Origin of the sequence: Streptomyces sp. NPDC026589, from assembly GCF_040638385.1 — a bacterium.
GTDB lineage: Bacteria > Actinomycetota > Actinomycetes > Streptomycetales > Streptomycetaceae > Streptomyces.
On the sequence record NZ_JBEZYG010000019.1, the window covers coordinates 75785 to 101962 of the forward strand.

The following is a 26178-nucleotide window of genomic DNA, read 5'->3' on the forward strand; positions in this document are numbered from 1 at the left end:
CGGCGCCCGTCCCCACGCCGTCCGGCCGGACCTCACCGGCCGGACGGCGTCAGCGCGTGCCGCCGCGGGAGGGACGCCCGGTCGGCGGTCCGCAGCCGCCGCAGCGCGTGGCCGCCGCACCGGCGCCACTCCTTGGGCGACACCCGCGGACGGTGACCGCCACTGGTGACGAGCGCGTTCACCGACGTCATCGGGTCCGCCGCCATGGTCTTGGCCAGCAGGGCGCCGACCACGAGCGGGAGCAGCGTGACGGCCAGGGCGGAGCCGGCGGTGGTGACGTGCTGGATACGGGGGCGGCGCGGCGCTTCGGAGGTCATGCGCCCATCGAACAGTGACCCGGGAACCGGAACATCGGAGAACGTACTCAGGGGTGCGGGACCGGCATACTCAGGCGCTCCCGGGGGGACGCTCACAGCGGCCGGGCGCGCGGATCCCCGCCGGCCGCCGACCACGGAAGGATCGCCTCGATGGGTGAGCGCCAGGGACTCGGTGGCAGCGGAGAACCCCGTGGCGGCCAGGGGCTTCCGGACGCGGGCGCCGGACCCGGACATCCGGCCGCGGCGGTGTTCGACGCGCTGGGCGCGGAGTACGAACGGGCCTTCGCCGCTTCGGCCGCCCACCGCGAGTCGCTGGAGCGGCTGCTGGCCGGCCTGGCCCCGGGGAGCCGGGTGCTGGACGTGGGCAGCGGGACGGGCCGGCCCACGGCACGGGCCCTGGCGGACGCGGGGCACCGGGTGCTGGGCGTCGATGTGTCGCCCGTGATGACCGCGCTCGCGGCCCGGCAGGTACCGGAGGCGGAGTTCCGGTGTGCGGACGTCCGCGATCTTCCCCTCTCCGAGGGCGAGTTCGACGCGGTCTGCGTGTACTTCTCGCTGCTGCAGCTGGCGCGGGGTGACCAGCGCGAGCTGCTGGAGCGGCTCGCGGGGTCGCTGCGGCCCGGCGGACTGCTGGTCGTCGCGACGGTGCCGGTGGACGCCGCGGGCGTCGACGCGGTCTTCATGGGGCAGCCGGTCCGGGTCTCCAGCTTCGGCGCCGAGGAGTTCACGGCCCTGGTCACGCAGGCGGGCATCGCCGTGGAGTGGGAACACAGCACGCTCTTCACCCCGGACCATCCGGCCGGCGCACCCGAGCCGCACCTCTTCCTGCACGGCCGCCGCACCTGACGGCGCCACCTTCCCTCGCAGCACCCCCCACCCATTGGCTATCACAAAGAACAAGCCGAATGAATGACATGGGTGGCGCATTTGTGTTCCTTCACGAGAAGGTAATGCGATAGCAAAGTTCTGGTCGTTATGCTCTGGTGCAGTCGTATCCGCAAGGAGCGATCGGAGTGGGCTTCACCGTGGCCGCCATCCGGCAAACCACAAGGTGAGGCACCCTCACCATTCCGAACATTCATCCGGTTACAAACAGAGCATTCGTCAATATGACCCGACCACACCGCTCCCCGGCACCGCCGGATGCAGGAGGCAGGCCACCATGCAGTCCCTCGTAGAACACGCCCGGACATTCACCGAGCACGTCGCCGCGAACGCAAAGCACTTCGAACATCTCGCGGACGGCCAGACCCCCGAAGCACTCTTCGTCACGTGTTCCGACTCGCGTGTCGTCCCCTCGCTGATCACCGGAGCCCGCCCGGGTCAGCTCTTCGAACTCCGCACCGCGGGCAACATCGTTCCCTCCTATCCGGCGCAGGACCGGCCCGCGGGCGAGGCCGCGACCATCGAGTACGCCCTGCGCGCCCTCCAGGTGCGCGACATCATCGTGTGCGGGCACTCCCACTGCGGCGCCGTGGGCGCCGTGTTCCGCGGCGACGACCTCTCCGCCATGCCCGCCGTCCGCCACTGGCTGGAGCACTCCACGGACGGCCGGGACCCGGCCGCCGCCCCCGACGACCTCCCCCTCGCGATCCAGGCCCACGCCCTCGCCCAGCTCAACACCCTGCGGGGCTACCCCGCGGTGCGCGAGCGGCTCGCCGAGGGCACCCTCGGCCTGCACGCCTGGTACTACGAAGTGCACACCGGCTCCGTCAGCGTTCACCGGCCGGAGCGCGGGACCGAGTTCGCCCGCCTTTGACGGTTTTCCCTCCCCCCACGCTCGCGCGCTCGGCCCCCGGCCGGGCGCGACCGTACCCACAAGGGAAAACCCATCGTGATTTCCGCGAAGGAACTCAAGAACCCCCACGTCGTACGACGTGACCTGCTGGCGTCACTCGTCGTCTTCCTGGTCGCGCTGCCGCTGTGCGTCGGTGTCGCCGTCGCCTCCGGAGTGCCGGCCGAACTGGGCCTGGTCACCGGCATCGTCGGCGGGCTCGTCGTCGGCTTCCTGCCGGGCAGCAAGCTCCAGGTCAGCGGACCGGCCGCGGGACTCACCGTGCTTGTCTACGAGGCGGTCAAGGAATTCGGCCTCGGCACGCTCGGCCCGATCGTGCTGGCCGCCGGACTGCTCCAGGTGGTGCTGGGCCTGGCGCGCTTCGGCCGCTGGTTCCGCGCCATCTCCGTCTCCGTGGTGCAGGGCATGCTCGGCGGCATCGGCCTGATCATCGTGCTGGGCCAGGTGTACGCCATGGCCGACACCGAACAGCCGGGCAGCGGTCTCGCCAAGCTGGTCGGACTCCCCGGTCTCGCCGTCGAGATCATCACGAACCAGGAGGCCCTCACCGCCTTCGGCCTCGGCGCCGGAACCGTCGCCGTGCTGCTGCTGTGGCCGAAGCTCCCGGCGACCGTGCGCCTCGTCCCGGCGCCCCTCGCCGCGGTCGCCCTGGCCACCGCCATCGCCCACCTGGCCGGTCTGCGGCCGGCCGTGGCCGATGTGAACGGGCTGCTACAGGCCATCGATCTCCCCGGCGGGGCGGATTTCGCCCGGCTCGCCGACGTGGCGGTCATCGGCACCGTCCTGGCCTTCGCCCTCATCGCCTCGGCCGAGAGTCTGTTCAGCGCGGCGGCCGTCGACCGGATGCACGACGGGCCCCGCACCGACTACGACAAGGAGCTGGTGGCCCAGGGCGTCGGCAACACCATCTGCGGGGCGCTCGGCGCGCTGCCCATGACCGCGGTCATCGTCCGCAGCGCCACCAACGTCCAGGCCGGGGCGACCACCGCGCTCTCCCGGATCGCCCACGGACTGTGGCTGCTGCTCTTCGCCGCGCTGCTGCCCGCCGCCGTCGGAATCATCCCGCTGGCCGCGCTGGCCGGGATCCTCGTCCACGCCGGATGCAAGCTCGTGCCCGCCAAGGAGTTCGGCCCGTTGTGGCGCGAACACCGCGGGGAGGCCGTGCTGCTGGCGATCACCGCGATCGCGATCGTCGTGACCAACCTGTTCGAGGGGGTCGTGCTCGGCCTGCTGCTGGCGGTGGTCAAGTCGGCCTGGGAGACCTCGCACGTCCAGCTCACCACCCGTCGGCTCACCGGCGGCCGGGTCGTGGTGACCCTCACCGGGAACGCCACCTTCCTGCGACTGCCCCGCATCCTGGAGCAGCTGGAGAAGCTCCCGCAGGATCAGCCCATAGAGCTGGACCTGACAGGCCTGCGCCACCTCGACCACGCCTGCCGGGTGGCCCTGGAGAACTGGGCGCGCCGGCACAACAACGCGGAGATCGAGCCGGTGACGATCCGCCGGTAGCCGGGACCCGGGGCAGCGGCCCCGGACAGCGGCACGGGACGCCGGGCGCTTCACACGAGCGCCCGGCGTCCCTCCGGGTCATTACGGCTTGCGGGCGACGAGCCCCCACTGGTCGACCGGCACCGCGTCGTCCTCCTCGGGCCGCCAGCGGTCGATCGAGACGAACCCCGGCTCGACCAGCTCCAGGCCCTTGGCGCAGTCGGTGATCTCCTCAGGCTTCCGGACGAGGTAGGGCGGGTTGTCGCCCGACGCGTACGCCTCCTGGGCGGCCAGCGTCTGAGGCGTCGTCACCGTGTCGCAGAGCACCAGGTAGCTTCCCGCCGGCATCCGGGCCAGATACCGCTGGACGACCTCGATGCCCTCGGCCGGAACGAGGTGCCCCAGGGTCGAGAGCAGGAGAACCGCGACGGGCTCGGACAGGTCGAGCGTCTTGGCCGCCTCGTCCACTACCGCGTCCGCATCGGACAGATCGGCGTCCACGTAGGCCGTGCGGCCCTGCGGGGCGCTGGTCAAAAGCGCCTCCGCGTGGGCCAGGACGATCGGGTCGTTGTCCACGTAGACGATCCGCGACTCGGGTGCGATGCTCTGCGCCACCTCGTGCGTGCTGTTCGCCACCGGAAGCCCGGTGCCGACGTCCAGGAACTGGCGCACCCCCGCCGAGGCGAGGTAGTGGATCGCCCTGATCTGGAAAGCGCGTGACGCACGGGCGATGTCGACCATCTGCGGGTAGGCCGCGCTCACCACGTCGGCCAGCTCCCGGTCCACCGGATAGTGGTCCTTGCCGCCCAGCCACGCGTTCCAGACGCGCGCGGAGTGGGGAATGTCGGACCGGATCCGGCGGCGGAAATCGTCGTTGTCGACGCTCATATCTCTCCTCTACTCACTGTCCGTACAAGGCCGTTGACCGAATTCCCGCTGGCCGGGGCCCTGGGGGTGACCGTACCCCGCCGTCCGGCGGCACGCAGCGGGGGCGGGCCACCTTGCTCGCGAGCCCGGCGCACCGGCCGCGGCGCGGCGCAACCCGGCGGCACCAACCACCCACCGTCAGTCACTCTGCGTATCATGAAGGTGACCATGTCTGGTCCGAGGCTCCGTGGAACTGTTCCACGCTGCCTCCGGACGGCGGCGCGCAGGCTACGACGCGTGGAGCCAGGAGGTCACGCTCGGCCGCTGAGCCCCGCCGTGGGCCCCACCGACTCGTTGACGTCACCCTGTTCCCGCACGGCCTGAGGGGTCAGCTCAGCAGCAGGGCGCTGTCCCAGGACGTGGTCGGCTCGTTCCCGGTGGCGTACGTGTGCAGGGCGAGGGCGATGCCCGCGGCTCCCTCCAGGAAGCCGGGGCGGTCGAGTTCGCGCGCCGCCAGCGTATGGGAGTAGCGGTAGCCGAACGGGGCCTCGGGATCGAACCCGTCCAGCACCCGCGCCGCCAGCTCTTCGGCGGTGGCGTGGAGGTCCGGGTCGGCGGTGTCGTGGGCGGTGCGCAGCACGATCTGGAGGTGGCCGGCCCAGCCGTGGCAGAGCGCGGAGTCGCGGATCAGACCGTCGTCGGCCGCCGTCAGGGCGCCGAGCAGTGCGGCGCGCGCGTCGGCGTGCCAGTCCGGCCGGTCCAGCGCGGTGCCGGCGAGATGGACGGCGCGGGCCGCGCCGAGAGCGCCGTAGCACCAGGAGTCCCGTCCGCGTCCCGGCGCCGCTCGGTTCTCGATGCGCTCGCGGGTCATCAGGTGCGGCCAGCGCGGGCCCGCCTCGTCGGTGGTGCGCAGGCGGGTCAGCAGCGCCATGATCCGCTCGATGGCCTCGTCCTGACGGTCCACCCGGAACCCTGCCCGCCAGGCGACGGAAAGGAGCGCGAGCGGCCCGGGGACACCGTGGGCGAGGCCGAGGTTGACGTGTTCGGCGAGCCCGTGGTCGAGGCCCTCGGTGATCCACCAGGAGGGCAGCCGGGAGCCGTGCCTCATGAGGTCCTCGGCGGTGGCGAGGGCCACGAGGGAGGTGAGCACCTCGGTCAGCGCGACGCCCGCCGCCACGCGCTCCTCCCCTCCGTCCGCCGCCCGGTGACGGGCCAGCAGATAACGGCCGATCCCGGCGGTGCCGCCGAGGACGTCGTAGCGGCTCCACGCTCCGGCCGGCTCCCCGGCGTCGGCCCGCTCCAGGTCGGCCCGTGCACGGGTGCGGGCCTGGTCGACGATGTGCCGGTCCAGCCCGGTGAGCATCGTGGTGTAGCCGCCGGAGCCGACGGCCGCCGTGTGCCCGGCGTACGCGAGGGCCACCATGCCGCCGAACAGCGACTGGGGGCGCAGCCGTATCCCGGCGGCGAGCGCGGCGGAGAGGTGCGCGTGGGCCCGCTCGCGCGCCTCGGCGTCATCGGCCGCCAACTCGGCGTGGAGCAGCGCGACTCCGGGGTGCCCGTCGGAGAGCGACAGGGGGTCCCACACCGGTTGGGGGTCGCCCGGGTAGTGCATCAGGTTGCCCGGCACGCCCGCGATCCGGGCCACGCGCTCCGGGTCGGCCAGCCGGTCCGCGATCTCCGTGACGACCCGGGCGGCGGCCTGCCGGTGGGCGGGCCCGCGGACGGCGGGCCCGGGCGTCCCACCGGTGGGTACCCGGTCGGTGGGTGTTCGGTCAGTTGGAGTTCGGTCAGTTGGGGTTCGGTCGGCGGATGCTCGGTCAGTGGGTGTCGACGCGGGTGACGGCACGGAAGCTCTCCAGTTCCTGCAACAGTCGGCGGACGTCCGCGCGCCGGGCCTCGGGCAGTTCCCCGACCCGCACCGTCGCACCGGCGTCCAGCCGGCGCAGCACCGCGAGTGCTTCGGCGCCGGTCGCGCCGGAGGTGACATGGCCGTTGGCGGCCCAGCGATGCGGGCCGTCGCCGGGAGCGGGCAGCAGCGGGGCGCAGCCGCGTACGGGGGTGTCGTCGTCCAGGAGGCGCGGCGCGGCGGGCGGCTCGGTGGGCCAGAAGCCGCCCGCCGTCCTGACGCGCAACGCGAGCGCGGTGGCCCGGTCGGCGAACCGCTCCTCGTCCAGGTGTTCCGCGAAGGCGTCCACGGCGTCGGCCAGGGCCCTGGGCAGTTCCCCGGCCAGCCGGCCGTCCGGACCGGCGTCCGGGGTGAACAGCGGGGCGGAGCTCTTCGGCCGGGTGCCCCGGAACAGGTCCTTGATCTCGTAGTACGGCCGGTGCTCGCGGCGCGGAATGCCCACGTTGACGCTGGTCGCCGGGGCGTCCGAGGCGCTCTCCCCCACGTGGTAGTAGCGCGCGGGCCAGTACAGCAGGTCTCCCGGTTCGACCTCGGCGACGAACGAGGACGCCAGGTACGGCTGGTAGTCCAGCACCGTGTGCACCGGGTCCGACCACGGCCGCTCGGCCCAGAACCGCATCCGCTTGGTGCCGCGTACGCAGAACATGAAGGTGGCGAAGCGGTCCTGGTGCACGCCGACCGGGCTGTGCTCGTAGGAGCCGTGGAACATCGTGGAACCGGCGGTGTGCGTGGGCTGGCCGACCCGCTCCCACAGCCCGGCGTAGAACCGCTGCGCGCGGTCCCACAGCGGGTGGGAGAAGGAGTGGAAGCGGTGGACGACGAGGGCGTAGCGCTGCCCGTCCAGCCGGTCGGCCATGCGCCGCTCGTAGCCGTCGAGCGAGCCGTCGCGCGACTGGGGAAGATAGTCGAGGGGCCGGGTCTGCTGCCGCCGCCGCACGAGGAACTGGAGGTTGCCCGGCACGGCGAGCGGGTGGGGCGGGCGGCTGCCGAGCACGGCGGCCCGGAACACCTCGCGCTCGTCGAACGGCGCCGTGTCGAGGCCCTTGTAGAGGACGGGCGCCCGGTCCCAGAAGCGGCTCGCGAAGGTGTCCCAGCCGAAGGACCTCTCGACGGTCAGCGTCATCGCGCCCTCTCCTCGGCCAGGTCGATGCCGCGCAGCCGGTACAGCCTGTCGAGCAGCGCGAGCACCGTCGGGTCGTTCCTGTCGTCGCCGCCCGCGGCGAGGGCGCGGCAGACGTCGTCGGCGCCGGTCTCCTCGCCGTCGCCGAGGGCGGCGTACACACGGTCGCTCGCGGCCCTCGGCAGGGTGAAGACGTTCCCGTCGACCGCCCAGACCTCGTGCGCGGGCCCGTCGGCCATCCGGACGATCTCGCCGGTACGGCGGAAGCGGGTGTCCCGGGTGATGGTGACGCCGTCGCGTGGCACCGGAATCGGTTCGAGCCCGGCGGCCGAGCGCAGCGCGGCCCAGCGGATCCGCAGCGTCCTGCGCAGCCGTTCGCCGTCCACGGCTCCGCGCAGTTCGTCGCCGAGCGCGGTCAGGCGGGGCAGCACACCGTCCCGGTCGTCGATGCGGGTTCCGGGGCCGAACGGAAAGTACGGCACGGTCTCGTCGTTGTCCCGGCCCGCGTGCACCAGGTCGGCGAGCAGGTCGCGCAGCGCGGTGAACGGCAGCCCCCGGTCGACCGGGACGCGCAGGCGCAGGGCGACGCACCGTTCGCGGTAGGTGTCCACGTGGCGCTGGTCGCCGGGCCAGTACAGCAGCTCCCCGGCCCCGGCGCCGAGGGTGCGGGCACCGGGCACGTCCCGGTCCGGGTCGGCGATGTCCGCCGGTGGGGGCCCGCCGCGCTCGTCCCACAGCGTCACGTCCATGCGCCCGCGCAGCACCCAGGTCAGCGCCGCGTGCGTCGGGGCCTCGGCCGCGCCGGCGTGCTGGGTGAACCGGTCGCCGGTGAGCACCTCGGCGGTGAGGGGGAGGTTGGGCCAGCCGACGTGTCGCCAGAGCCCGCTGACCGTGTCCCGTACGGCGGACCACAGGGCGTGGTCCAGGAGGAGCGGCTGGCGCACGGTCAGCAGGTAGCCCTGTCCGGGGACCTCGGTGTCGAGCCGGTCGAGGTAGTCGTCGAGGGTCAAGTCCGTGGTGTCCGGCAGCAGGGTTCCGGGGGCGCGCAGCCAGCCGTCGCCGAGGAGGAACCGGACGTCGGGCATCACCCAGAAGCGGGTGCCCGCGCGGAACGGTGCGCAGGAGGCGACGTTCAGGGGGTGGATCGCGTCGAGGCCGAACGGCGGCCGGGCGCTCAGCCGGACGGGCCGCCGGTCCCAGCAGCGCTGCCCGAACAGCTCCCAGTCGACGCCGTCCGGCGTCCGCCGCGCCTCGGGGGCCAGCGTGCTCATGATGCTTCCCTTCCGGTCAGGGGGAACCGCCGCCGGATCCGGTCCGTGTGGTCGGCGAGCGGTTCCATGCCGAGGGCAGCCCGGCGGTGGTCCACGTCTTCCGGGTCCTCCACCGGCCAGGGGACCAGCACTCCGCCGACGGGCTCGAACTTCGTTCCGTACACCTGCGGAAGCCCCTCGGTCACCCGCAGCTCATCGGTCAGATAGGCGATTTCCCGCCACGGCAGATCGCGGCGTTCCGCGGCGTCCCGCATCAGCTCCAGGCAGTGCCGGCGGAAGTCCAGGTGCTCCCGGGCGTGCTGGACGAGGCGGCTCGCGGCGGCGGCCGCCTCCGCGCCGACCAGGGCGTGTCCGGGCCAGCCGTGGTCGGCCACGACCGTGGTGAGCCAGGTGATGCCGGCGTCGGTCAGGTCCCGCAGGCGGCGCTCGGCCGTCCCGTCGCTCATACCGCCGTCGGCCCATGGCGTCCGGACGGCGCCGTCGAGCCGGTCGAGCCGCAGCAGCCTGCGCCGGATCTCTCCGGCGGGCCGGGGCTCGACCGGGGCTTCGGGCGCGTCGATCGGGTCGATGCGCAGCCGTACCTTCTGCCGGTCCCAGAGGTAGGTGATCCGTCGGCCGGCCTCCGGCCAGTCGAAGGCGACCTGGCCCTCGGCGGGGCTCTGGAGGTGGAGCCGGACGCCCAGCGGGGCATCCGCGACGACGTGGTCCGTCACATCGTCGAACACGTGCTCGGTGGCGTCCCGGAGGGCCACTCCGAGACCGGCGAGGGTGAGGTTCTCGCCCTCCAGCAGCTCCCGCAGTGGGGGCCAGCCGCCCTCGGGTTCGGGCCGGGCGGCGACCCGGACCGTCCCGAACGGCACGGGCGGCGGTGCGACGCTCAGCACCGGCCCGCCCGCCAGGGAGCGGACGAAGTAGGGCACGTCCAGGCGTCGCAGTTGGCCGCGTTCGGCCCGGTCGAAGCGGACGTCGGGTCCGGTGGGGCGGGGGGCCGCGCCGCCGCCGGACAGCCAGCGGGGCATGAGCGCGTCGAAGTACCGGAACGTGGGCTGTCGCAGGACGCGTACGTGGTGACCGGCGGTGGCGGTCGCCAGGAACTCACCGATGGCGGGCCGTTGTCGGCACATCAGGGTCCAGGCGTCGAACATGCCGCGCAGCATGGCCGGGAGGTAGGGCCCGTAACCGGTCCGCCCGTCGGTGTCGGCGACCACGTTCCTGGTCTCTTCCCGGGCAAGGGGCATGCGGCGGCGGTCCAGTCGCAGGCCTCCCGTCGGCCGCTCGGTCCAGCACACCGGCGGGCCCTCGGCGTCGCACCAGCGGGCGGAGCGTTCCAGACCGACGTGGTGCTGGTCGATCTCGGCGGTCGCGTCGTGCAGGAGGCCGGTGTCGTAGAGGCGCGGGACCCGGCAGAAGTAGATCTCCAGGTCGATCGGGTAGAGCAGGGGCTCGGGGTCGCCGGGCCTGCTCCCGGTGACCACGTTGCCGCCGATCATGTCGGTGATCCCGAAAGCGAACATCGCGGCGGTCAGCGAGCCGGTGCGATGCCAGAACCGCCCCGACTCCTCCGGGGTGAGCCGGGTTCCGGTCAGCTCCCACGGTCCGGAGGCCCGGATCGGTCCCCATTGTGCGGGCGGCTCGATCCACTCCTGCCACAGGTAGCCGGGCTCGGCTCCGGGCCAGCAGGACAGCACGGGCAGCCGGACCTCGCCGGACGCCGTGGGCGCGTGGTTGAGCAGATCGAACAGCGAGGCGGGCGAGGCGGATCGGGAGGATGCGGCGGATCCAGTGGACGCGGTAGACGCGGTAGACGCGGTGAACAGCAGCTCGCCGGAGGCCGGTCGCGGTTTGTAGGCGACCCGGCCGCCGCCGGCGCAGTCGAGGCGCAGGACGCGCTGGCGTCCGTTGTGGGTCTCCTCGCCGTGGGCCCACAGTCCGACGACCGGCCCCCGGAACGCGGGTTCACCGGGCCAGCAGGCGTTCATGTCCCGGAGGAATCGGTCGAGGAACAGCGTGAGGAATTCCTCGCAGCGCACCGCCCACTCGGCCACCCGGTCACGGGCGTAGTGCGGCCTTCCGGCAGCGCAGGCCACGAATGCCTCGGATACCACGGGGCCGAAGATAGCGGCGTTGGTGATATCCAGTATTCCGGCGGAAACCACGGACGAATAGCGCGGTCCGGAGAATAGGCACCAGGCGTCCAGCCGGTCCCACAGGTCCAGCAGCGGAGCGAACCGCCGGTCGCGGAGCGCGTGTTCGATCATCCGTGCGTCCGCCTCGCCGCCGAGCAGCCGGCCGATCGCGACCGTCCCGTCGGGGCCTGCCGTGACGACGGGCGGGAACAGTCCGCCGGCCTCGCCCTTCCGGACGGCGTCGATCACCCGTCGCGCGACTGGGGGGAGTTGGGGTGATCCGTCCCGCTCGGCACCCTGGCCGGATCTCGGGGCGGACCCTCGCCCGGTGTCGCCGCCGAAGTCTCGGCCGGGGTCTCCACCGAAGTCTCGACCGGGGTCGCTCATCTCCCAGAGGGGCTCGACGTCCATGGGTGAATCCGGCACAGCAGCCCTTCGGCTCATCACGGGGAGGGAGGTGCGGCGCACCCGGGTGGCGCCGACGTGGCGACACCACCCGGCGCGCGTCAACAGCAGTAGATGCTCGCGCACGAACCACAGGAGGTGCCGCTGCCCGAGTTCGTCGGTGAAGCGAGCGGCGGAATTTCCTGTTCCAGATCGCCGATCACCAGATCGAATACATCATCGGCGTTCCGGTCCGTTCCGCCCTGGACCTTTTCTTCAACTGCCTGCATGAATACCCTCCTCCCGTACTGGCCAATTGATCCGCCACTCAGTAGAACAATGCGGCATGCCCATGTCAACGAACGGAGCGGGGGCACATCGCTTTACTGGCCGGTAGGCATCTATGCGACGCAGGTCACACTCCTCTACGGTCGGGACACTGCCCGGCTCCTCCCGTCAGCGAGCCGCCGACCGGGTCCGGGCATTCCCGTCTCCCGCCCCAGGAGGTTCCATGCCGCCCCCCACCGCCCGCTGCTCCCGGCGCAGGCTCCCCGTCGCGGTGCTTGCCGCCACCCTCGGCGCGGTCACCCTCGGCGCCCCCTCCCCCGCGTCGGCGTCGAGCACCGGCGACGGAGGGAACTACCTCGTCGGGCGAGGCATCTCCGATGTCACGGGCGAGGCCGCCGAAACCGGGATGATGGGCTACTCCAGCTTCGACCAGAAGACGTCGGGCATCCATCAGCGACAGCGGTCACGGGCCTTCGTCGTCGTCGACCGGTCGAGCGGCAAGCGCGTGGTGTACGTCAACGCCGACCTCGCGATGATCTTCCAGTCCGTCCAGCAGGGGGTCATCGCCCGTCTGAAGGAGCGTTACGGGGACCTGTACGGCGAGGAGAACGTCCTGCTGTCGGCCACCCACACCCACTCGGGGCCCGGCGGCTACTCCCACCACGTCGCCTACAACCTCTCCGTCCTCGGCTTCCAGAAGGAGACCTACCGGGCGATCGTCGACGGCGTGACGGACTCCGTCGCCAAGGCCCACGAGGATCTGAAGCCCGGCACGATGAGCCTGGGCACGGGCACCCTCGCCAACGCCAGCGTCAACCGCTCCCGCGAGGCCTTCGACCGCAACCCGGCGGCCGACCGGGCGGCCTTCCCCGACGCGATCGACCCGGCGATGACCGTCCTGCGCTTCAAGCAGGGCGACAGGGACGCGGGCGCGATCAGCTGGTTCGCCACCCACAACACCTCGATCACCAACAAGAACACGCTCATCAGCCCCGACAACAAGGGCTATGCCGCCTACGCCTGGGAGCACAACCACGAGGGCGTGCGCTACCTCGACGACACCCCCGGCTTCGTCGCGGCCTTCCCCAACACCAACGCAGGCGACATGTCGCCGAATCTCGACCTGAGGCCGGGGTCGGGGCCCACCGAGGACGAGTTCGAGAACACGCGGATCATCGGCGAGCGTCAGCTCGACAAGGCCCGCGAGATCTACGACGACACACGGCCCGTCTCCGGAGGCGTCGACTCCCGGCTCGCCTACGTCGACATGGAGAGCGTGACCGTACGCCCGGAGTACACCCCGGACGGCAAGGAGCACCGCACCTGCCCCGCCGTCGTGGGCGCGTCCACGCTCGCGGGCAGCGTCGAGGACGGTCCCGCGATCCCCGGCTTCGAGGAGGGCACCCGCACCCCGGTCGCGGGCATCATCGACGCGTTGCGCATCGACACCCCGTCCTGGCTCGCGACCTGCCAGTACCCCAAGGCGAGCCTGATCCCCACCGGGCTGCTGAGCAACGTCCACCCGGTCACCCCGAAGCGCCTCCCGCTCCAGATCATGAAGATCGGCGAGCTGCACCTGGTGGCCGCCCCGGGCGAGTTCACGATCACCTCCGGCCTCCGCGTACGCCGCACGGTGGCCGAGCGGCTGGGCGTCCCGCTGGACCGCGTCCTGCTCCAGGGGTACGCCAACGCCTACAGCCAGTACGTGACGACGCCGGAGGAGTACGACACCCAGAACTACGAGGGCGGCTCCACGCTGTACGGCCGCTACACCCTGCCCGCCTACCAGCAGGAGTACGCCCGGATCGCGGACTCCCTGCGCGAGGGCACCACCCTGGAGCGGGGCGCGACGCCTCCTGACGAGTCGGGCCGGCAGTTCACCTTCCAGACGGGGGTCGTGTACGACAACCCGCCCGCCGGCAAGGCGTTCGGCGGCGTCCTGAAGGCCCCGGAGAACTCCTACACGCGCGGCTCCACCGCGACCGTCGAGTTCGCCACCGGGCACCCGAAGAACAACGTCCGCCGGGGCTCCACCTTCCTTGAGGTGCAGCGGCTGGAGAACGGCACCTGGCAGCGGGTGCTGGACGACGGCGACTGGGAGACCGCCTACCGCTGGACACGGCTCAACGGTCTGACCGGCACCTCGAAGGCCACGATCACCTGGGACATCGCGGCGGACACGGCACCCGGCACGTACCGGATCGTGCACCACGGGGACGCCAGGAGCCTGCTCGGGAAGATCACGCCGTTCACCGGGACGACGGCGTCCTTCACGGTGAACTAGAGAGTTACGGAGTCCGCGGGGTGGGCTGGAACCAGGCGGGGCCCTCGGTGAGGGCCTGCTTGATCCGGAACAGAGCGAACTCGCCGAGGGGCGGGAGCCCGTCCAGCGGGAACCAGCCCACCTCCAGCGACTCGTCGTCGTTGACCCGCGCCTCACCGCCGGTCGCCCGGCAGCGGAAGGTGACGTCGAGGTACTGGCAGATGTCGCCGTTCGCGTACTGCACGGGATCCAGCGCCTGCGTGAGCACCACCCGCTCGGCCACACAGTGCACACCGGTCTCCTCCAGCACCTCGCGCTCCGCCGTCGCCGCAGGCTCCTCCCCCGGCTCGGAGATCCCGCCGATGACCGACCACTTCCCGGTGTCCGCGCGCCGCCCGAGCAGCACGCGGCCCTCGTCGTCGAGGACGATGGCCGTCACCCCGGGCAGCAGGAGGAGCTGGTGCCCGGCGGTGGCGCGGATGTCACGGATGAAGTCGGGAGTAGCCATGGATCCGAGCCTACGTGGCCGGGTCAGGCGCTACTGGCCGGTCCCCCGCTCCGGCGGGCCCGGAACGCCGAGACGCTCACCCAGCCCAGGCCCGCCAGGGCCAGCAGCGCGATGACGCCCTCGGGCAGGGGGCCCATCCGGGTGGCGGGGGTGAGCGAGGAGCGCAGCGGGACCTCGTCGACGAGGGCGGCGGGGGTGAACATGCCGCTCTTCTCGACGATCGTGCCGTCCGGGCGGATCACCGCGCTGACCCCGCTGGTGACGGGGACGACGACGGCCCGACCGTGCTCGACGGCCCGCACCTGGGACATGGCCAGCTGCTGGTAGGTCATCTCGCTGCGGCCGAACGTCGCGTTGTTGCTCGGCACGGCGATCATCTGGCCGCCGTGGGTGACGGTGTCGCGTACCGCGTCGTCGAAGGCGGCCTCGTAACAGGTCACGAGCCCCACCTTCGTCCCCGCGAGGTCGAAGACGCCAACCTCGGTGCCGGCGACGAACTCGCGCTGCACCCGGTCGACGTCCTCGCTGAAGAAGCGGGCGACGGTGCGCATCGGCATGTACTCGCCGAACGGCTGGATGTGCCGCTTGTCGTACGTGTCGACGGGGCCCTGTTCCGGGTCCCACTCGATCAGGGTGTTGCGAAGGCTGTCGGAGCCCTTCTCGACCACCGAGCCGACGACCGTGGGGGCGCCGATCGCCTTGACGGCGTCGTCGATGACCTGGCGGGCGTCCGCGTTGAGGTAGGGATCGAGGTCGGAGGAGTTCTCCGGCCACAGCACGAAGTCGGGCTGCTTCTCCTTGCCCGCCTTCACGTCCTCGGCCAGCTGCGCGGTGCGCCGCGCGTGGTTGTCGAGGACGGCGCGGCGTTGGGCGTTGAAGTCGAGTCCCAGGCGCGGCACGTTGCCCTGGATCGCGGCCACGGTGGCCGTGCCGTTCTCCGCCGAGTCGTCGACCAGGGGCAGCGCGGCGAGGGCCCCGGCGACCGGCACGAGGACGCTCACGGCGGCGCCGACGACGGCCGCGCGCGGGACCTTTCCGGTCCTGCGGTACGCGACGAGCTGCCGCACGGCCTCGTAGAGCCCGAAGCCGCACAGGACGACGGCGCAGGAGAGCAGCGGGGTGCCGCCGAGCGCGGCCAGCGGCAGGAAGGCGCTCTCGGACTGGCCGAAGGCGATCTTGCCCCAGGGAAAGCCGCCGAACGGGATCCGGGCACGGACCGCCTCGTCCAGCGTCCAGACAGCGGCCGCCCACACGGGCCAGTACGCGAGCCGGGTCACCGCGGCGATGCCGACGCACCCCACCGCGATGATCAGCGCCTCTACGACGGCCAGGGCCAGCCACGGCACCGGGCCGACGTCCGTGCCGGTCCAGTGCAGCAGCGGAAGCATGAAACCGAGGCCCGAGAGGAGGCCGAGGCCGAAGGCTGACCGGAGCCGGCGCCCGTGCAGCACCCATCCCAGCAGGGCGAATCCGGGCAGCACGAGCCACCACAGGGGCCGGGGCGGGAAGCTCGCGTAGAGCAGCAGTCCGGAGAGCACGGCGGCGGCCGGGCGGAGGAGCCGCGGCAGCAGTCCGGCGGCCGGGGAGGCTGTGGCGGGCGGCGGGGCATCGACGGGAGTCATGGTGGCGCTCACCCGGCGGAGTCTACGGTGGGCGGCCTGGGGCGGCGGCGTTGACCCGCATGGGGCCGGGACGCCGGCGGCCCGGGGTGCCTCTCGGCAGGCGGTGGGCGGCCCGGTCGGTCGCCGGGACGGTGGCCGGGACGGTGGTCCGCTCGGTCGCCGGGACGGTGGTCCGCTCGGTCGCCGGGACGGTGGCCGGTGCGGCCCAGGTCAGTCGCCCGGTCGTTTCCCGGAGGCCGGCAGGTGCAGGCGTTGCCGGATGAACCGTACGGCCGTCTCCGCGTCGTCGACCGTGACGGTGAAGGTGCGGCCGTCGCCGAGGTGCAGGGCCACGCCCTCGCCCTTGCGGACCACGACGGCCGTGCCCTGCTCGGGACGCCAGCGGTAGCCCCAGCCGCCCCACTGGCGCGGGTTGATCCGGGGGACGAATTCCGCGCCCGTCACATGGCTGAGCAGGATCCGGCGGCGTGGCAGGCCGGCGTGGCCGCAGCGCACCTCCAGGCTGTCCCCATCGACCTTGACGGCCACATGGACGAAGGCGAGCGTTCCGAAGAGGATCAGCAGCCCGGCGGCGAGGCAGCCGATCACCGACATGAGCAGCGGGGCGATGCCCGAGGTCCAGGCGCCGTCGACGGCCAGCTCGATGCCGAGGGCCACACAGCCCGCGCCCGCGAGGGCCAGCAGCCACTGGATGCGGTTGGTGGCTCGGCCGTTCCACTCCGTGGGTGGCGCCTGGCTCGACCCGTGCGTCGCACTCTCGGGGAGGTCCGTCATATGCAGCAGCGTAGCCGCGTTCCGGGTTCCCGGCCGGGGCCGCGGGGGCCGATCGGGCTACCCGGCCCTGCTCCGCCGGAGGCTCGGTCAGCGGGCGGGCACCGCGGCGGCCAGCATCCGGCCCTCGGCATAGGTCAGAGCTGCCTGCGGGAGGGCGGCGGGGCGACCGGCCTGGAGCACGGTGAGCTTGGCGGAGGGCTCGGCCGTCGGGGCGGGGTCCGCTCCGATCCGGCGCAGCGCCTGGGCGGCGACCGCTCCGGCGGACCCGTGCAGGGCGAGCGGCGGGCGGCCGGGCCGCTGCACGGCGTCGCGGATCCGGGCCGCGACCAGCTCGTAGTGGGTGCAGCCGAGGACGACGGCCCGGACGTCGGGCGGGGTGAGGGCGGCGGCGGCCGCTACGGCCCGGTCGATCGCGGCCTCGTCGCCGTGCTCCAACGCGTCGGCGAGCCCCGGGCACGGGACCTCCGTGACGTCCGCGGTCCCGCCGAAGTCACCGATCAGCCCGCGCTGATAGGGGCTGCCGGTGGTGGCCGGGGTGGCCCAGATGGCGACGGAGCCGCCGCCCGCCGCGGCCGGCTTGATCGCGGGGACCGTGCCGATGACCGGCAGCGCGGGCTCCAGTTCGGCGCGGAGCGCCGGCAGGGCGTGGACGGAGGCGGTGTTGCAGGCGACGATCAGCGCGTCCGGCCGGTGGGCCGCGGCGGCGCGGGCGACGGCCAGGGCGAGCGCGGTGATGTCCTCGGGGGTGCGGGGACCCCAGGGCATGGAGCCGGGGTCCGAGGAGAGGACGAGTTCGGCGTCGGGCCGCAGGCGGCGCACTGCGGCCGCTGCCGCCAGCAGGCCGATTCCGGAGTCCATGAGCGCGATCTTCACCCGGTCACCCTAGCCGACGGCCCTTGCGGACCGGGCTCAGTGGGGCAGACTTCGGCGGATGAGCGCCGTTGCCTGGATCGCCGTGGGTTCGCTGATCGCGTGGGTGTGGCTGCTGCTGGGGCAGGGCTTCTACTGGCGGACGGACCAGCGGCTCCCCCGGCGCACCGACCCGGCGCGCTGGCCGTCGGTGGCGGTGGTGGTGCCGGCCCGCGACGAGGCGGAGATGCTGCCGGTGAGCCTGCCGTCGCTGCTGGTCCAGGACTATCCCGGGGACGTCCGGGTCATCCTCGTCGACGACTGCAGCAGCGACGGTACCGGGCAGCTGGCCCGGGAGCTGGCCGCCCGGTGCGGTGGGTTCCCGCTGACCGTGGTGGAGCCCGGGGAGCCGGAGCGGGGCTGGACGGGCAAGCTCTGGGCCCTGCGGCACGGGATCGCGGTGGCCCGGCGGGACAAGCCGGACTTCCTGCTGCTGACCGACGCGGACATCGCGCACGAGCCGGACAGTCTGCGCGATCTGGTGGCCGCGGCCGGCTCCGGGGGCGAGGGCGGCTTCGACCTGGTGTCGCAGATGGCGCGGCTGCGGGTGGAGAGCGTCTGGGAACGTCTGGTGGTGCCGGCGTTCGTCTACTTCTTCGGGCAACTCTACCCGTTCCGCCGGGTGAACAGGGCCCGGTCACGGACGGCGGCGGCCGCGGGGGGCTGCGTCCTGCTGCGCACCGAGGCGGCCGAGCGGGCGCGGATCCCGGACTCGATCCGGCAGGCGGTGATCGACGACGTGTCGCTGGCGCGGGAGGTGCGGCGCAGCGGCGGCCGGATCTGGCTGGGGCTCGCGGACCGGGTGGACAGCGTGCGGCCGTATCCGCGGCTGGCGGATCTGTGGCGGATGGTCTCGCGCAGCGCGTACGCGCAGCTGCGGCACAGTCCGCTGCTGCTGGCGGGGACGGTCCCGGGGCTGCTGCTCGTCTATGTGGCGCCGCCCGCGACGCTGGCGGCGGGGCTGCTGGCGGGTGACGGGGCGGCGGCGTGGGCGGGCGGCGCGGCGTGGGCGGTGATGACGGCGACGTATCTGCCGATGCTGGCCTACTACCGTCAGTCGCTGTGGCTGGGGCCGCTGCTGCCGCTGACGGCGGTGCTGTATCTGCTGATGACGGTGGACTCGGCGGTGCAGCACTACCGGGGGCGGGGCGCGGCCTGGAAGGGCCGCACCTACGCGCGCCCGGAGGCCGCGCCCGACCGGTGACGTCGCGGGGAGGTATGCGGCCGGTCCGGGCGGGCGCGCGGATCACTTGCGGCCGGGCGTCCAGTTCATGCCCCAGCCGTAGGCGGCGTCGATGGTGCGCTGCGGGCTCACGCCCCGGTCCGGGACCAGGTAGCGGGCCTCGCGCCGCACGGTGAGGTCGCCGCCGTTGCTGGTGATCAGTGCCAGGGCGCAGACGGTGGAGGGCACGGTGCACTCGTCGAGGGAGAAGTCGATGGCCGCGCCGTTCTGCGGCTGGAGGGTGACCGTGGCGTGGAGATCGGCGAAGCTCCGGGCGCCTTCGTAGATGGTGACGAAGATCAGTACGCGCCGCAGCAGGTCCTTGTGGTCGAGGTTGATGGTCATGTTCTCGCCGCTGGAGAGGGCGCCGGTGCGGTCGTCGCCGTCGAGATGGATGAAGGGCGGCCTGTTCAGTGAGCCGAACGCGTTCCCGAGCGACTGCACGACCCCCTTCCGGCCGTCGGCGAGTTCGTACAGTGCGCAGAGGTCGAGATCGAGATCGGCGTGCATGGCGACGGCCCGGCCGAGCTTCGCTCCCCAGCTCTTGAACTGTTTGCGCACTTCCCAGTTGAGGTTGACGCGCAGCGCGCCGGAGGTGCCGCCCTGTTTGGCGAGCGAGACGGACGGCGCGCTCTTCGTCAGCGTGACCTTGGTCAGCCGTACGGGCGTCGCGGCGGGCGGGGCCACGGAGGCGGCGGGCGCGGGGGCGGCGGGCGCGGGGGCGGCGGGCGCGGGGGCGGCGGGCGCGGGAGGTGCCGGCGGGACGGGGGCCGCGGGCGGGGCGACCGGGGCCGGGGTCGGTGCCGGAGCCGGAGCCGGAGCCGGGGTCGGGGCGGCGGGGCGGGGTTGCGACGGGGTGACAGGGGCCGCCGGGGCCTGTGGGACGGGCGGGGCCTGTTGCGGTTCGTCCACGGAGATGCCGAAGTCCGTCGCCAGGCCTTCGAGGCCGGTGCTGTAGCCCTGTCCGACCGCGCGGAACTTCCAGGCGCCCTGCCGCAGGTACAGCTCGCCGAGGATGAAGGCGGTCTCGACCGTGGCGTCCGTACTGTCGAAGCGGGCCAGCTCCGCGCCGCTCGCCGCGTCGGTGACCCGCACATACAGCCCGCTCACCCGGCCGAAGGTCCCGCCGTCCGCCGAGGCGGCGACGACGATGCGGTCGATCCCGGGCTCGACCCTGCCGAAATCGACGACGAGGGTGTCGGTGACGTGGTCGGGGGCGGTCCGCTTGCCCTCGTGCCGGACCGCGCCGGACGCGTGGGCCGGCTGGTTGTAGAAGACGAAGTCCGCGTCGCTGCGGACCTTGCCCGCCACCAGCAGGAGAGCGGAGGCGTCGACGTCCGGGGTGCCCGCTGCGGCGTGCCGGCCCAGTTCGACGCGCACCGTGCCGGCCGGCACCGCGACGTTGCTTCCTTTTTGCATGGTCATGCTCGCCCCCATCACGAATCCGGCTGCCCGCAGGCTTTCCCCCCACAACCTAACGGCCTGTGGCGGGAAAGCCTCCGGGCACCTGGACCGTGGCGGAGGAGAGCGTGTCCGGCGGACCCGGTCAGGATCCGCCGGACACGCTCTTGGGTCCCGGCGTACGGAGCTAGGGCCTCTCGTTGCGCGGAGGGCCTTCACCGTCCGGAGCGGCGCCCGCGAGGGCGGCCTCGCGCGGTGTGTCGTCCGTCGTCGCTTCGGCGCCCTGGACGGCGCCGCTGTGCGCGGTCCACGCCTCCAGGGCGGTGCGGCAGGCGTGGTCCAGGTGGCGGAGCCGCGAGAGGTCGAGCTCCACCGGCCGGTCCTTCGGCAGGGCCTCCAGGGTGTCGAGGATCAGCGGCAGGCGCAGGAAAGTGGCGCTGCCGCTGAGGGAGACCCTGGTCCGGTCGTCCTGCTCGTCGATGTCGAGGCGGACCGCGGAGGTCTCCCAGGCCGTCTTGATCACGGCCAGCCCGATGCCGAGCAGCACGCCCATGAACATGTCCGTGAGGACGATCGCCAGCGCGGTCACCACCAGGACCACGGCCTCGCCCCGGTGTTCACGCCAGAGCGGTCGGAAGGTCGCGACGGGGATGAGCTTCGCGCCGGCGTGGACCAGGATCCCGGCGAGGGCGGCCACGGGGATCAGACCGAGTACGGCGGGGAACAGGGCCGCGAACAGCAGCAGCCACGCCCCGTGCATGATCCGGGAGACCTTGGTACGCGCACCTGCCTGCACGTTGGCTGCACTGCGCACGATGACGGCGGTCATGGGCAGCGCGCCGACGAGGCCGCAGATGGTGTTGCCGGTCCCCTGGGCGATGAGTTCCTTGTTGTACTGCGTGCGCGGGCCGTCGTGCATCCGGTCCACGGCGGCGGCGCTGAAGAGGGATTCGGCCGAGGCGATGAGCGTGAAGGCGAGGATGACTCCCAGGAGACTGACGTCGGCCAGGAGGCCGAAGTCGTCCAGGCTCGTCAGCCGCAGTGAGTCGATCAGCCCCTGCACCTTGATGGGAGCGACGGGCAGGTTGAACACCGCCACCGCGGCGGTGGCCAGCCCCACGGCCACCAGCGGCCCGGGGAGCACCTGGGGCAGGCGGCCGGGAAGCCGCTTCCAGAGGATCAGTACGGCGATGGTGCCGACGCCGATCGCGGTGGAGGATATCGCCTCGGCTCCCGTGATCTGTGTGAACAGTTCCGGCAGCCCGGCCAGGTTGTCGAGACCGTTCCCCGGGGCGCTGGCCCCGGCCATGGCGTAGAGCTGGCTGCCGATCAGGACGAGGCCGATGCCCGCGAGCATGCCGTGCACGACGGCGGTCGATATGGCGCGGAACCACCGGCCGAAGCCGACGAGGCCGAGCCCGACCTGGATGAGCCCCGTGGACAGGACGAGGACGCCGAGCGCCGCGACGCCGTGGGTGGTGACCGCCTCGTACACCAGGACGGTGAGCCCGGCGGCCGGGCCGCTGACCTGGAGCGAGCTGCCCGGCATCGCGCCGGCGATCAGCCCGCCGACGATGCCGGTGACCAGGCCCAGTTCGGCGGGGACACCGGAGGCGACCGCGATGCCGACACACAGGGGCACGGCGACGAGGAACACCACGATCGAGGCGAGGATGTCGCGGGACAGGGCGTCCGGGCGTAACCGGAGTTGTGGAGACGACATGAGAGCTTCAGCTCCTAGAGGAGTGGGGGGAGACAGCAGGTGGCGGCGGGAGCGGCCCGCGTGTTCACCGGTGGGTCGCTGTCACAGGGAGGAGAAGGTTCCGGTGGAGGGGCGGTGGGCCTGCACAGCGCCGGTGTGGACCTCGTAGTACCAGGCGTGCAGCCCGAGACGGCCTTCGCGCACGGCGCGGCTCACGCACGGGTAGTCGCGCAACGCGTCCAGTTGCGCCACCGCGTGGCGCTGTACCGGCTGTTCGCAGTCGGGGCCGAACTCGTCGGGGTGCTGAGGACCGGCCGTCCGGGCGCATCTGCCGAGCCAGCCGCGTACCGCCGGCAGGGTCCGCAGATCGTCGCCCCTGGCCAGGGCTCCGACGGCGCCGCAGTGGGAGTGCCCGCAGAGGATGATGTCGGACACCTCCAGCACGCAGACGGCGTACTCGATCGTCGCCATCTCGCTGGTGGGCGCGTCCGGATCGTAGGGCGGGACGATGTTTCCGGCCGTGCGCATCTCGAAGAGCTCGCCGGGGCCGGAGTCGGTCAGCAGGGTGGGGACCACCCGGGAGTCGGAGCAGGTGATGAACATCGTGGAGGGCCGCTGGCCGGCCTCGAACTCCTTGAGCTCACGGCCTGCTCCGCCACAGCGGGCAGAGAAGGTGCGGGCGTGTTCGATGAGTTGTCGCACAGGAGTGTCCTCCATACGGAAGTGGCGTGTGGCTCTTCACGCGGGGCGGGATCTCACCCCGCCCACAACCGGGCCTTCGTGGCACACGGGTGGCCCGGGTACCACGGGGGATCAGGTGCGGGTGCTCGCGTCGCAGGGCAGGCGGGGGGTTCGCCTCCGTGTCTGCTGGTCCGGTGTGGCGGCGGCGCCCTGTTTCCGGGCGGGACCGCGGCGACCGTCTGCGCCGCTCACGGGCCTCGCGTCACCGATGACCCGTAACGAGGAGTCTCGGGGCGGGCGATGAGGTGGCGGTGAGACAGCGGTGAGACTGTTCTCATGGGGTCCGGCGGGGTGCGTCCGCCGCCGGACGAAGGCCGCCCGCCCCGGTGGTCAGGCGCGGAGCCGGTAGCCGACGCCCCGCACGGTCTGGACCCGGTCGGCGCCGATCTTGCGCCGGAGATAGCGGATGTAGACGTCGACGATGTTCGAACCGGGGTCGTAGTCGAACCCCCACACCTGGCTGAGCAGTTGCTCGCGGGAAAGCACCCGGTCGGGGTTGCGCATGAGGATCTCTGCGAGGGCGAACTCCCGCGCGGACAGGTCGGAGACGCGCTCGCCCACCTGGGCCCGGCGGGTGCGGAGGTCGAGGATCAGATCGCCCACCCGCAGCAGAAAGTTCTCCGCCGGCTCCTCGCGGCGCAGGCGCAGTCGTACGCGGGCCAGTAACTCGTCGAAGGCGAAGGGTTTGACCATGTAGTCGTCGGCGCCGCTCTCCAGTCCGGCCACGATGTCGCTCACGCTGTCGCGGGCGGTGAGGATGACGACGGGCAGGGAGATGCGCGCCTTCCGCAGCTTGCGCAGCACCGTCAGCCCGTCGTCGCCGGGCAGTCCGAGGTCGAGGATCAGGAGGTCGAAGTCCCGGCCGCGGGCGTGCTCGTAGGCGGAGACTCCGTCGGTGACGACCCGGGTGACATACCCGCTACGGCGCAGGCCTTTTTCGACGAAGGCGGCGATTCTTTCCTCGTCCTCGGCTATCAAGATCCTGCTCACCATGGGTTCCTTCCGTCGTGGGCTGCAGTGCGGGAAGGTCGATGACGAATCTCGCGCCGCCCCCGGACGCCTCCTCGACGTGGGCGACGCCGTCGTGTGCCTGGGCGATCTCGCGGACCAGCGCGAGGCCCAGTCCGATGCCGGGAGCGGCCCGGCCGGGAACCGCGTTGCCCCCCTGATAGAAGCACTGGAAGATCCGTTCGCGGTCCTCCGGGGCCACACCGGGCCCGGTGTCCGCGATCCACAGCATTACCCTGCCGCGCCACAGGCGTGACCCGATCTCGATGGCATCCCCTTCCCCGGTGTGACTGACCGCGTTGGCCGCGAGCTGCATCAGGGCCTGGGTGACCCGCTGCTCGTCCAGGTGCACGCTGACGTCGGCGACCTCGGCCACCGTCCAGTGCCTGCGCCCCAGCGCCTGGGCCTTGGCGGCCGTGTCGACCACCAGGTCGGTCAGACTGGTCTGGCCGAGGCTGAGGAAGTCGGGGCGCTCGGCCCGGGCCAGGAGCAGCAGGTCCTCCACGATCCGCCGCATCCGGTCCAGTTCGTCGAAGAGCAGGGCACGGGTCTGGCCGCGCTGGCTGTCGGGGTCCTCGTCCATCAGCTCCAGATGTCCGCGCAGGACCGTGATCGGGGTCCGCAGTTCGTGCGCCACCTCGTCCAGGAACTGGCGTTGCGTGGTGAAGGCGCCCGACAGGCGGTCGAGCATGTGGTTGAACGTCTCGGCCAGTTCCGCCACGTCGTCGTTGCCCCGCACCGGCAGCCGCTGGGTCAGGTCCGTCTCGCTGATCCGCTCGGCAGTCTGCCTGACCAGCCGGATCGGAGCCAGCACCCGGCCCGCGACCAGCCAGCTGGCCAGTCCCGCGACCACCAGGGCGAAGCTTCCCGATGCCAGCAGCAGCCGTGCCATGTGGCGTTCCTGCCGCAGTTCCCGGTCCCGGAAGGTGACCAGGACGAGGCGGGTGTCGGTGTGGTCGCCCGCCATCTGTACCGGGACGACACCGTAACGGACCGTGCCGGCCGAGGTGTCGAGCGACCGGATACGAGTGTCGGCCGTCCGCGCCATCAGGGCCACGACCTCCGGGTCCCGGTCCAGGCGGGCCGGGGGCATGCCGGGGCTGCGGTAGTCCGCCCGTCCGTCCACGACGCTGAAGAAGGCGCCGTTGTGCTCGGGCCGGTGGACCGCCATGAACGCCGTCAGCAGCGAGGCGGCCGTGGTGAAGCGCTCACCGGGGTACGCGTCGCGTGAACGGCGGGCGAACGCGCGTAGCTTGTCGGCCTCGGACAGGAGTTGCGCGTCGACCTGCCGGTCCAGCTCCGCCTGCCAGACGATCGTGATCCCGAAGGTGGGCACGGCCAGGGCAGCGCTGAGAAGCAGGAGCATCCAGCCGACGATCCGGGACCGGGCGCTGGTCGGGCGCCTGAGCATCAGTCGTCCCACTCGTCGTCCGCATCCCCCCGATTGCCGTGTGACGCTTCGTCGTTCTCGTCGTCGGGCTCGCCCTCTGCGTCCTCCTCGTCTCCCACAGCGTCTGTGTCGCCCACGTCGCCCCGGGGAACACGCGAGGCCTTCTCGTCGTCACCGGTGGTCCGTGACGCTCCCTGGGCCCCGCCGCCTCCGGGGAGCCGAGGGGATTCGGTGCTCCTGTCGTCGGACTGGGGCGGCGGCGGGGGCGACACGGCCCGGCCGCCCGGGCAGGAGCCGGACGGGGCGGGGGACGGTGTCGGTGACACGGCGGGGCGGCCGGGGACGGTCGGCGCGGTGGCCGGAGGCGTGGGGACGTGCAGGAAGGGCACGACGACCACGGGCCCCATGGAGGGCGGCACCTTCTGCCCGGGCCATATCCATACAACCAGTAACACCAGTGTTCCTGCTCCACATCCCGCCAATACCGACCCCACCCCACGCCACAGCATCGGACCAGTCTGCCTTCGCGGGGTCCCGGGGGCGGACATGAGGAAAACATTCTCATCTTCGGTGGCCGTCGACACGTCCGTCACCGCGTCGGCGCCCCCGGGCAAGCCGGGCAACCCGCTCCCATCAGGGGCTCTGCGGATGATGCGGCCGGGTGCGCGAGCCGCGACCCGAGTCGGCGTCGACGCGACACCCGCAGAGCAGAATCACGCCAAACCAGTCCTGAATGGGGCTGCTTCCATGGTTCGACATTGCCATTCATTGACAGTTGCGCAACCACGCTTTTACATTCAGCGGGCAGGCCGAGGAGAAAGCCATTCACCGTCGGCCCGTCTCAGGGAGTACCTTCCGCACTATCACCGGAGGACCTCATGGAACACCTGATCAAGAAGATGGCCCAGGACAACGTCTGGCAGAATTGGCTCGCCGTCAACTCGGCCCAGCAGGCCGCGAAGAACGGCTGCATCAGCGCGGCGCCCAAGAACGGGTGTATCAGCGCGGCACCGAAGGCCGGCTGTATCTCCTGATCGGCCGGGGGCGCCCGGGATCAGCTCTGTGAGAGATTCCTC

Annotated in this window: 23 protein-coding genes; 6 read left to right on the top strand and 17 right to left on the bottom strand. The window is 72.4% G+C overall.

The features are described from left to right. Positions 1-32: 32 nt before the first annotated feature. A complete protein-coding gene (locus tag AB0F29_RS28825) occupies positions 33-317 on the bottom strand; it encodes a hypothetical protein (RefSeq protein WP_361877813.1) in 285 nt (94 codons plus the stop codon). A 150-nt stretch (positions 318-467) separates the two neighbouring features. Between AB0F29_RS28825 and AB0F29_RS28830 the strand changes: the two genes are divergently transcribed. The 3 genes from AB0F29_RS28830 to AB0F29_RS28840 all read left to right on the top strand — a co-directional run bounded on the left by AB0F29_RS28830 (position 468) and on the right by AB0F29_RS28840 (position 3621). Next, entirely contained in the window at positions 468-1163 is a 696-nt protein-coding gene (locus AB0F29_RS28830; protein WP_361877816.1) for a class I SAM-dependent methyltransferase, read from the top strand. Between the two features lie 316 nt (positions 1164-1479). Continuing rightward, complete coding sequence (locus AB0F29_RS28835) at positions 1480-2076, top strand: carbonic anhydrase (protein WP_361877819.1); 597 nt, start codon at positions 1480-1482, stop codon at positions 2074-2076. A 75-nt stretch (positions 2077-2151) separates the two neighbouring features. Continuing rightward, on the top strand, positions 2152-3621 hold the full coding sequence (locus AB0F29_RS28840; RefSeq protein ID WP_361877822.1) for a SulP family inorganic anion transporter: 1470 nt from the start codon (positions 2152-2154) through the stop codon (positions 3619-3621). An 81-nt stretch (positions 3622-3702) separates the two neighbouring features. Here AB0F29_RS28840 and AB0F29_RS28845 read toward each other — a convergent pair whose 3' ends face one another. The 6 genes from AB0F29_RS28845 to AB0F29_RS28870 form a co-directional block, all read right to left on the bottom strand. Further along, positions 3703-4488, bottom strand: coding sequence for an SAM-dependent methyltransferase (locus tag AB0F29_RS28845; protein WP_361877825.1), 786 nt, complete (start codon positions 4486-4488; stop codon positions 3703-3705). A 367-nt stretch (positions 4489-4855) separates the two neighbouring features. Continuing rightward, on the bottom strand, positions 4856-6112 hold the full coding sequence (locus AB0F29_RS28850) for a lanthionine synthetase C family protein (RefSeq protein WP_361877828.1): 1257 nt from the start codon (positions 6110-6112) through the stop codon (positions 4856-4858). Positions 6113-6284: 172 nt separating this feature from the next. Further along, positions 6285-7496, bottom strand: coding sequence for a cupin domain-containing protein (locus AB0F29_RS28855; protein WP_361877831.1), 1212 nt, complete (start codon positions 7494-7496; stop codon positions 6285-6287). After that, on the bottom strand, positions 7493-8764 hold the full coding sequence (locus AB0F29_RS28860; protein WP_361877835.1) for a hypothetical protein: 1272 nt from the start codon (positions 8762-8764) through the stop codon (positions 7493-7495). The genes AB0F29_RS28855 and AB0F29_RS28860 overlap by 4 nt, the downstream gene beginning before the upstream one ends. Further along, entirely contained in the window at positions 8761-11301 is a 2541-nt protein-coding gene (locus AB0F29_RS28865; RefSeq protein WP_361877838.1) for a DUF4135 domain-containing protein, read from the bottom strand. Before AB0F29_RS28865 ends, AB0F29_RS28860 begins: the two co-directional genes overlap by 4 nt. A gap of 95 nt (positions 11302-11396) precedes the next feature. Further along, positions 11397-11564 (bottom strand): hypothetical protein, encoded by a 168-nt coding sequence (locus AB0F29_RS28870; RefSeq protein WP_361877841.1) that lies wholly within the window; start codon positions 11562-11564, stop codon positions 11397-11399. Positions 11565-11785: 221 nt separating this feature from the next. Between AB0F29_RS28870 and AB0F29_RS28875 the strand changes: the two genes are divergently transcribed. Further along, positions 11786-13846, top strand: a complete 2061-nt coding sequence (locus AB0F29_RS28875) for a neutral/alkaline ceramidase (protein WP_361877844.1) — start codon at positions 11786-11788, stop codon at positions 13844-13846. Positions 13847-13850: 4 nt separating this feature from the next. Here AB0F29_RS28875 and AB0F29_RS28880 read toward each other — a convergent pair whose 3' ends face one another. The 4 genes from AB0F29_RS28880 to AB0F29_RS28895 form a co-directional block, all read right to left on the bottom strand. After that, positions 13851-14333: an NUDIX domain-containing protein gene (locus tag AB0F29_RS28880; RefSeq protein WP_018956709.1), complete on the bottom strand. Its 483-nt coding sequence runs from the start codon at positions 14331-14333 to the stop codon at positions 13851-13853. 23 nt (positions 14334-14356) lie between these two features. Continuing rightward, entirely contained in the window at positions 14357-15955 is a 1599-nt protein-coding gene (gene lnt / locus AB0F29_RS28885) for an apolipoprotein N-acyltransferase (protein WP_361878027.1), read from the bottom strand. A gap of 210 nt (positions 15956-16165) precedes the next feature. Next, positions 16166-16729 carry a hypothetical protein gene (locus AB0F29_RS28890; protein WP_018956711.1) on the bottom strand — a complete coding sequence of 188 codons (564 nt, stop codon included), beginning with the start codon at positions 16727-16729 and terminating at the stop codon, positions 16166-16168. Between the two features lie 87 nt (positions 16730-16816). After that, the gene (locus AB0F29_RS28895; RefSeq protein ID WP_361877848.1) at positions 16817-17602 is read right to left on the bottom strand and encodes an aspartate/glutamate racemase family protein; all 786 of its coding nucleotides are present in this window, start codon (positions 17600-17602) and stop codon (positions 16817-16819) included. Between the two features lie 58 nt (positions 17603-17660). Between AB0F29_RS28895 and AB0F29_RS28900 the strand changes: the two genes are divergently transcribed. Further along, a complete protein-coding gene (locus tag AB0F29_RS28900) occupies positions 17661-18842 on the top strand; it encodes a glycosyltransferase (RefSeq protein WP_361877851.1) in 1182 nt (393 codons plus the stop codon). A 42-nt stretch (positions 18843-18884) separates the two neighbouring features. Here AB0F29_RS28900 and AB0F29_RS28905 read toward each other — a convergent pair whose 3' ends face one another. From AB0F29_RS28905 to AB0F29_RS28930, 6 genes are all read right to left on the bottom strand, one after another. Next, positions 18885-20297, bottom strand: coding sequence for a TerD family protein (locus AB0F29_RS28905; protein WP_361877854.1), 1413 nt, complete (start codon positions 20295-20297; stop codon positions 18885-18887). 151 nt (positions 20298-20448) lie between these two features. Further along, positions 20449-21984 carry a SulP family inorganic anion transporter gene (locus AB0F29_RS28910; RefSeq protein WP_361877857.1) on the bottom strand — a complete coding sequence of 512 codons (1536 nt, stop codon included), beginning with the start codon at positions 21982-21984 and terminating at the stop codon, positions 20449-20451. Between the two features lie 81 nt (positions 21985-22065). After that, the gene (locus AB0F29_RS28915; protein ID WP_361877860.1) at positions 22066-22665 is read right to left on the bottom strand and encodes a carbonic anhydrase; all 600 of its coding nucleotides are present in this window, start codon (positions 22663-22665) and stop codon (positions 22066-22068) included. 369 nt (positions 22666-23034) lie between these two features. Continuing rightward, positions 23035-23694 (bottom strand): response regulator transcription factor, encoded by a 660-nt coding sequence (locus AB0F29_RS28920; protein WP_026290318.1) that lies wholly within the window; start codon positions 23692-23694, stop codon positions 23035-23037. Then, positions 23624-25123, bottom strand: a complete 1500-nt coding sequence (locus tag AB0F29_RS28925; RefSeq protein WP_361877863.1) for a HAMP domain-containing sensor histidine kinase — start codon at positions 25121-25123, stop codon at positions 23624-23626. Before AB0F29_RS28925 ends, AB0F29_RS28920 begins: the two co-directional genes overlap by 71 nt. Next, the gene (locus AB0F29_RS28930) at positions 25123-25509 is read right to left on the bottom strand and encodes a hypothetical protein (RefSeq protein WP_361877866.1); all 387 of its coding nucleotides are present in this window, start codon (positions 25507-25509) and stop codon (positions 25123-25125) included. Before AB0F29_RS28930 ends, AB0F29_RS28925 begins: the two co-directional genes overlap by 1 nt. A gap of 471 nt (positions 25510-25980) precedes the next feature. On the opposite strand from AB0F29_RS28930, the gene AB0F29_RS28935 reads away from it, so the two are divergent. Next, entirely contained in the window at positions 25981-26136 is a 156-nt protein-coding gene (locus AB0F29_RS28935) for a hypothetical protein (protein WP_018956719.1), read from the top strand. Positions 26137-26178: the final 42 nt, after the last annotated feature.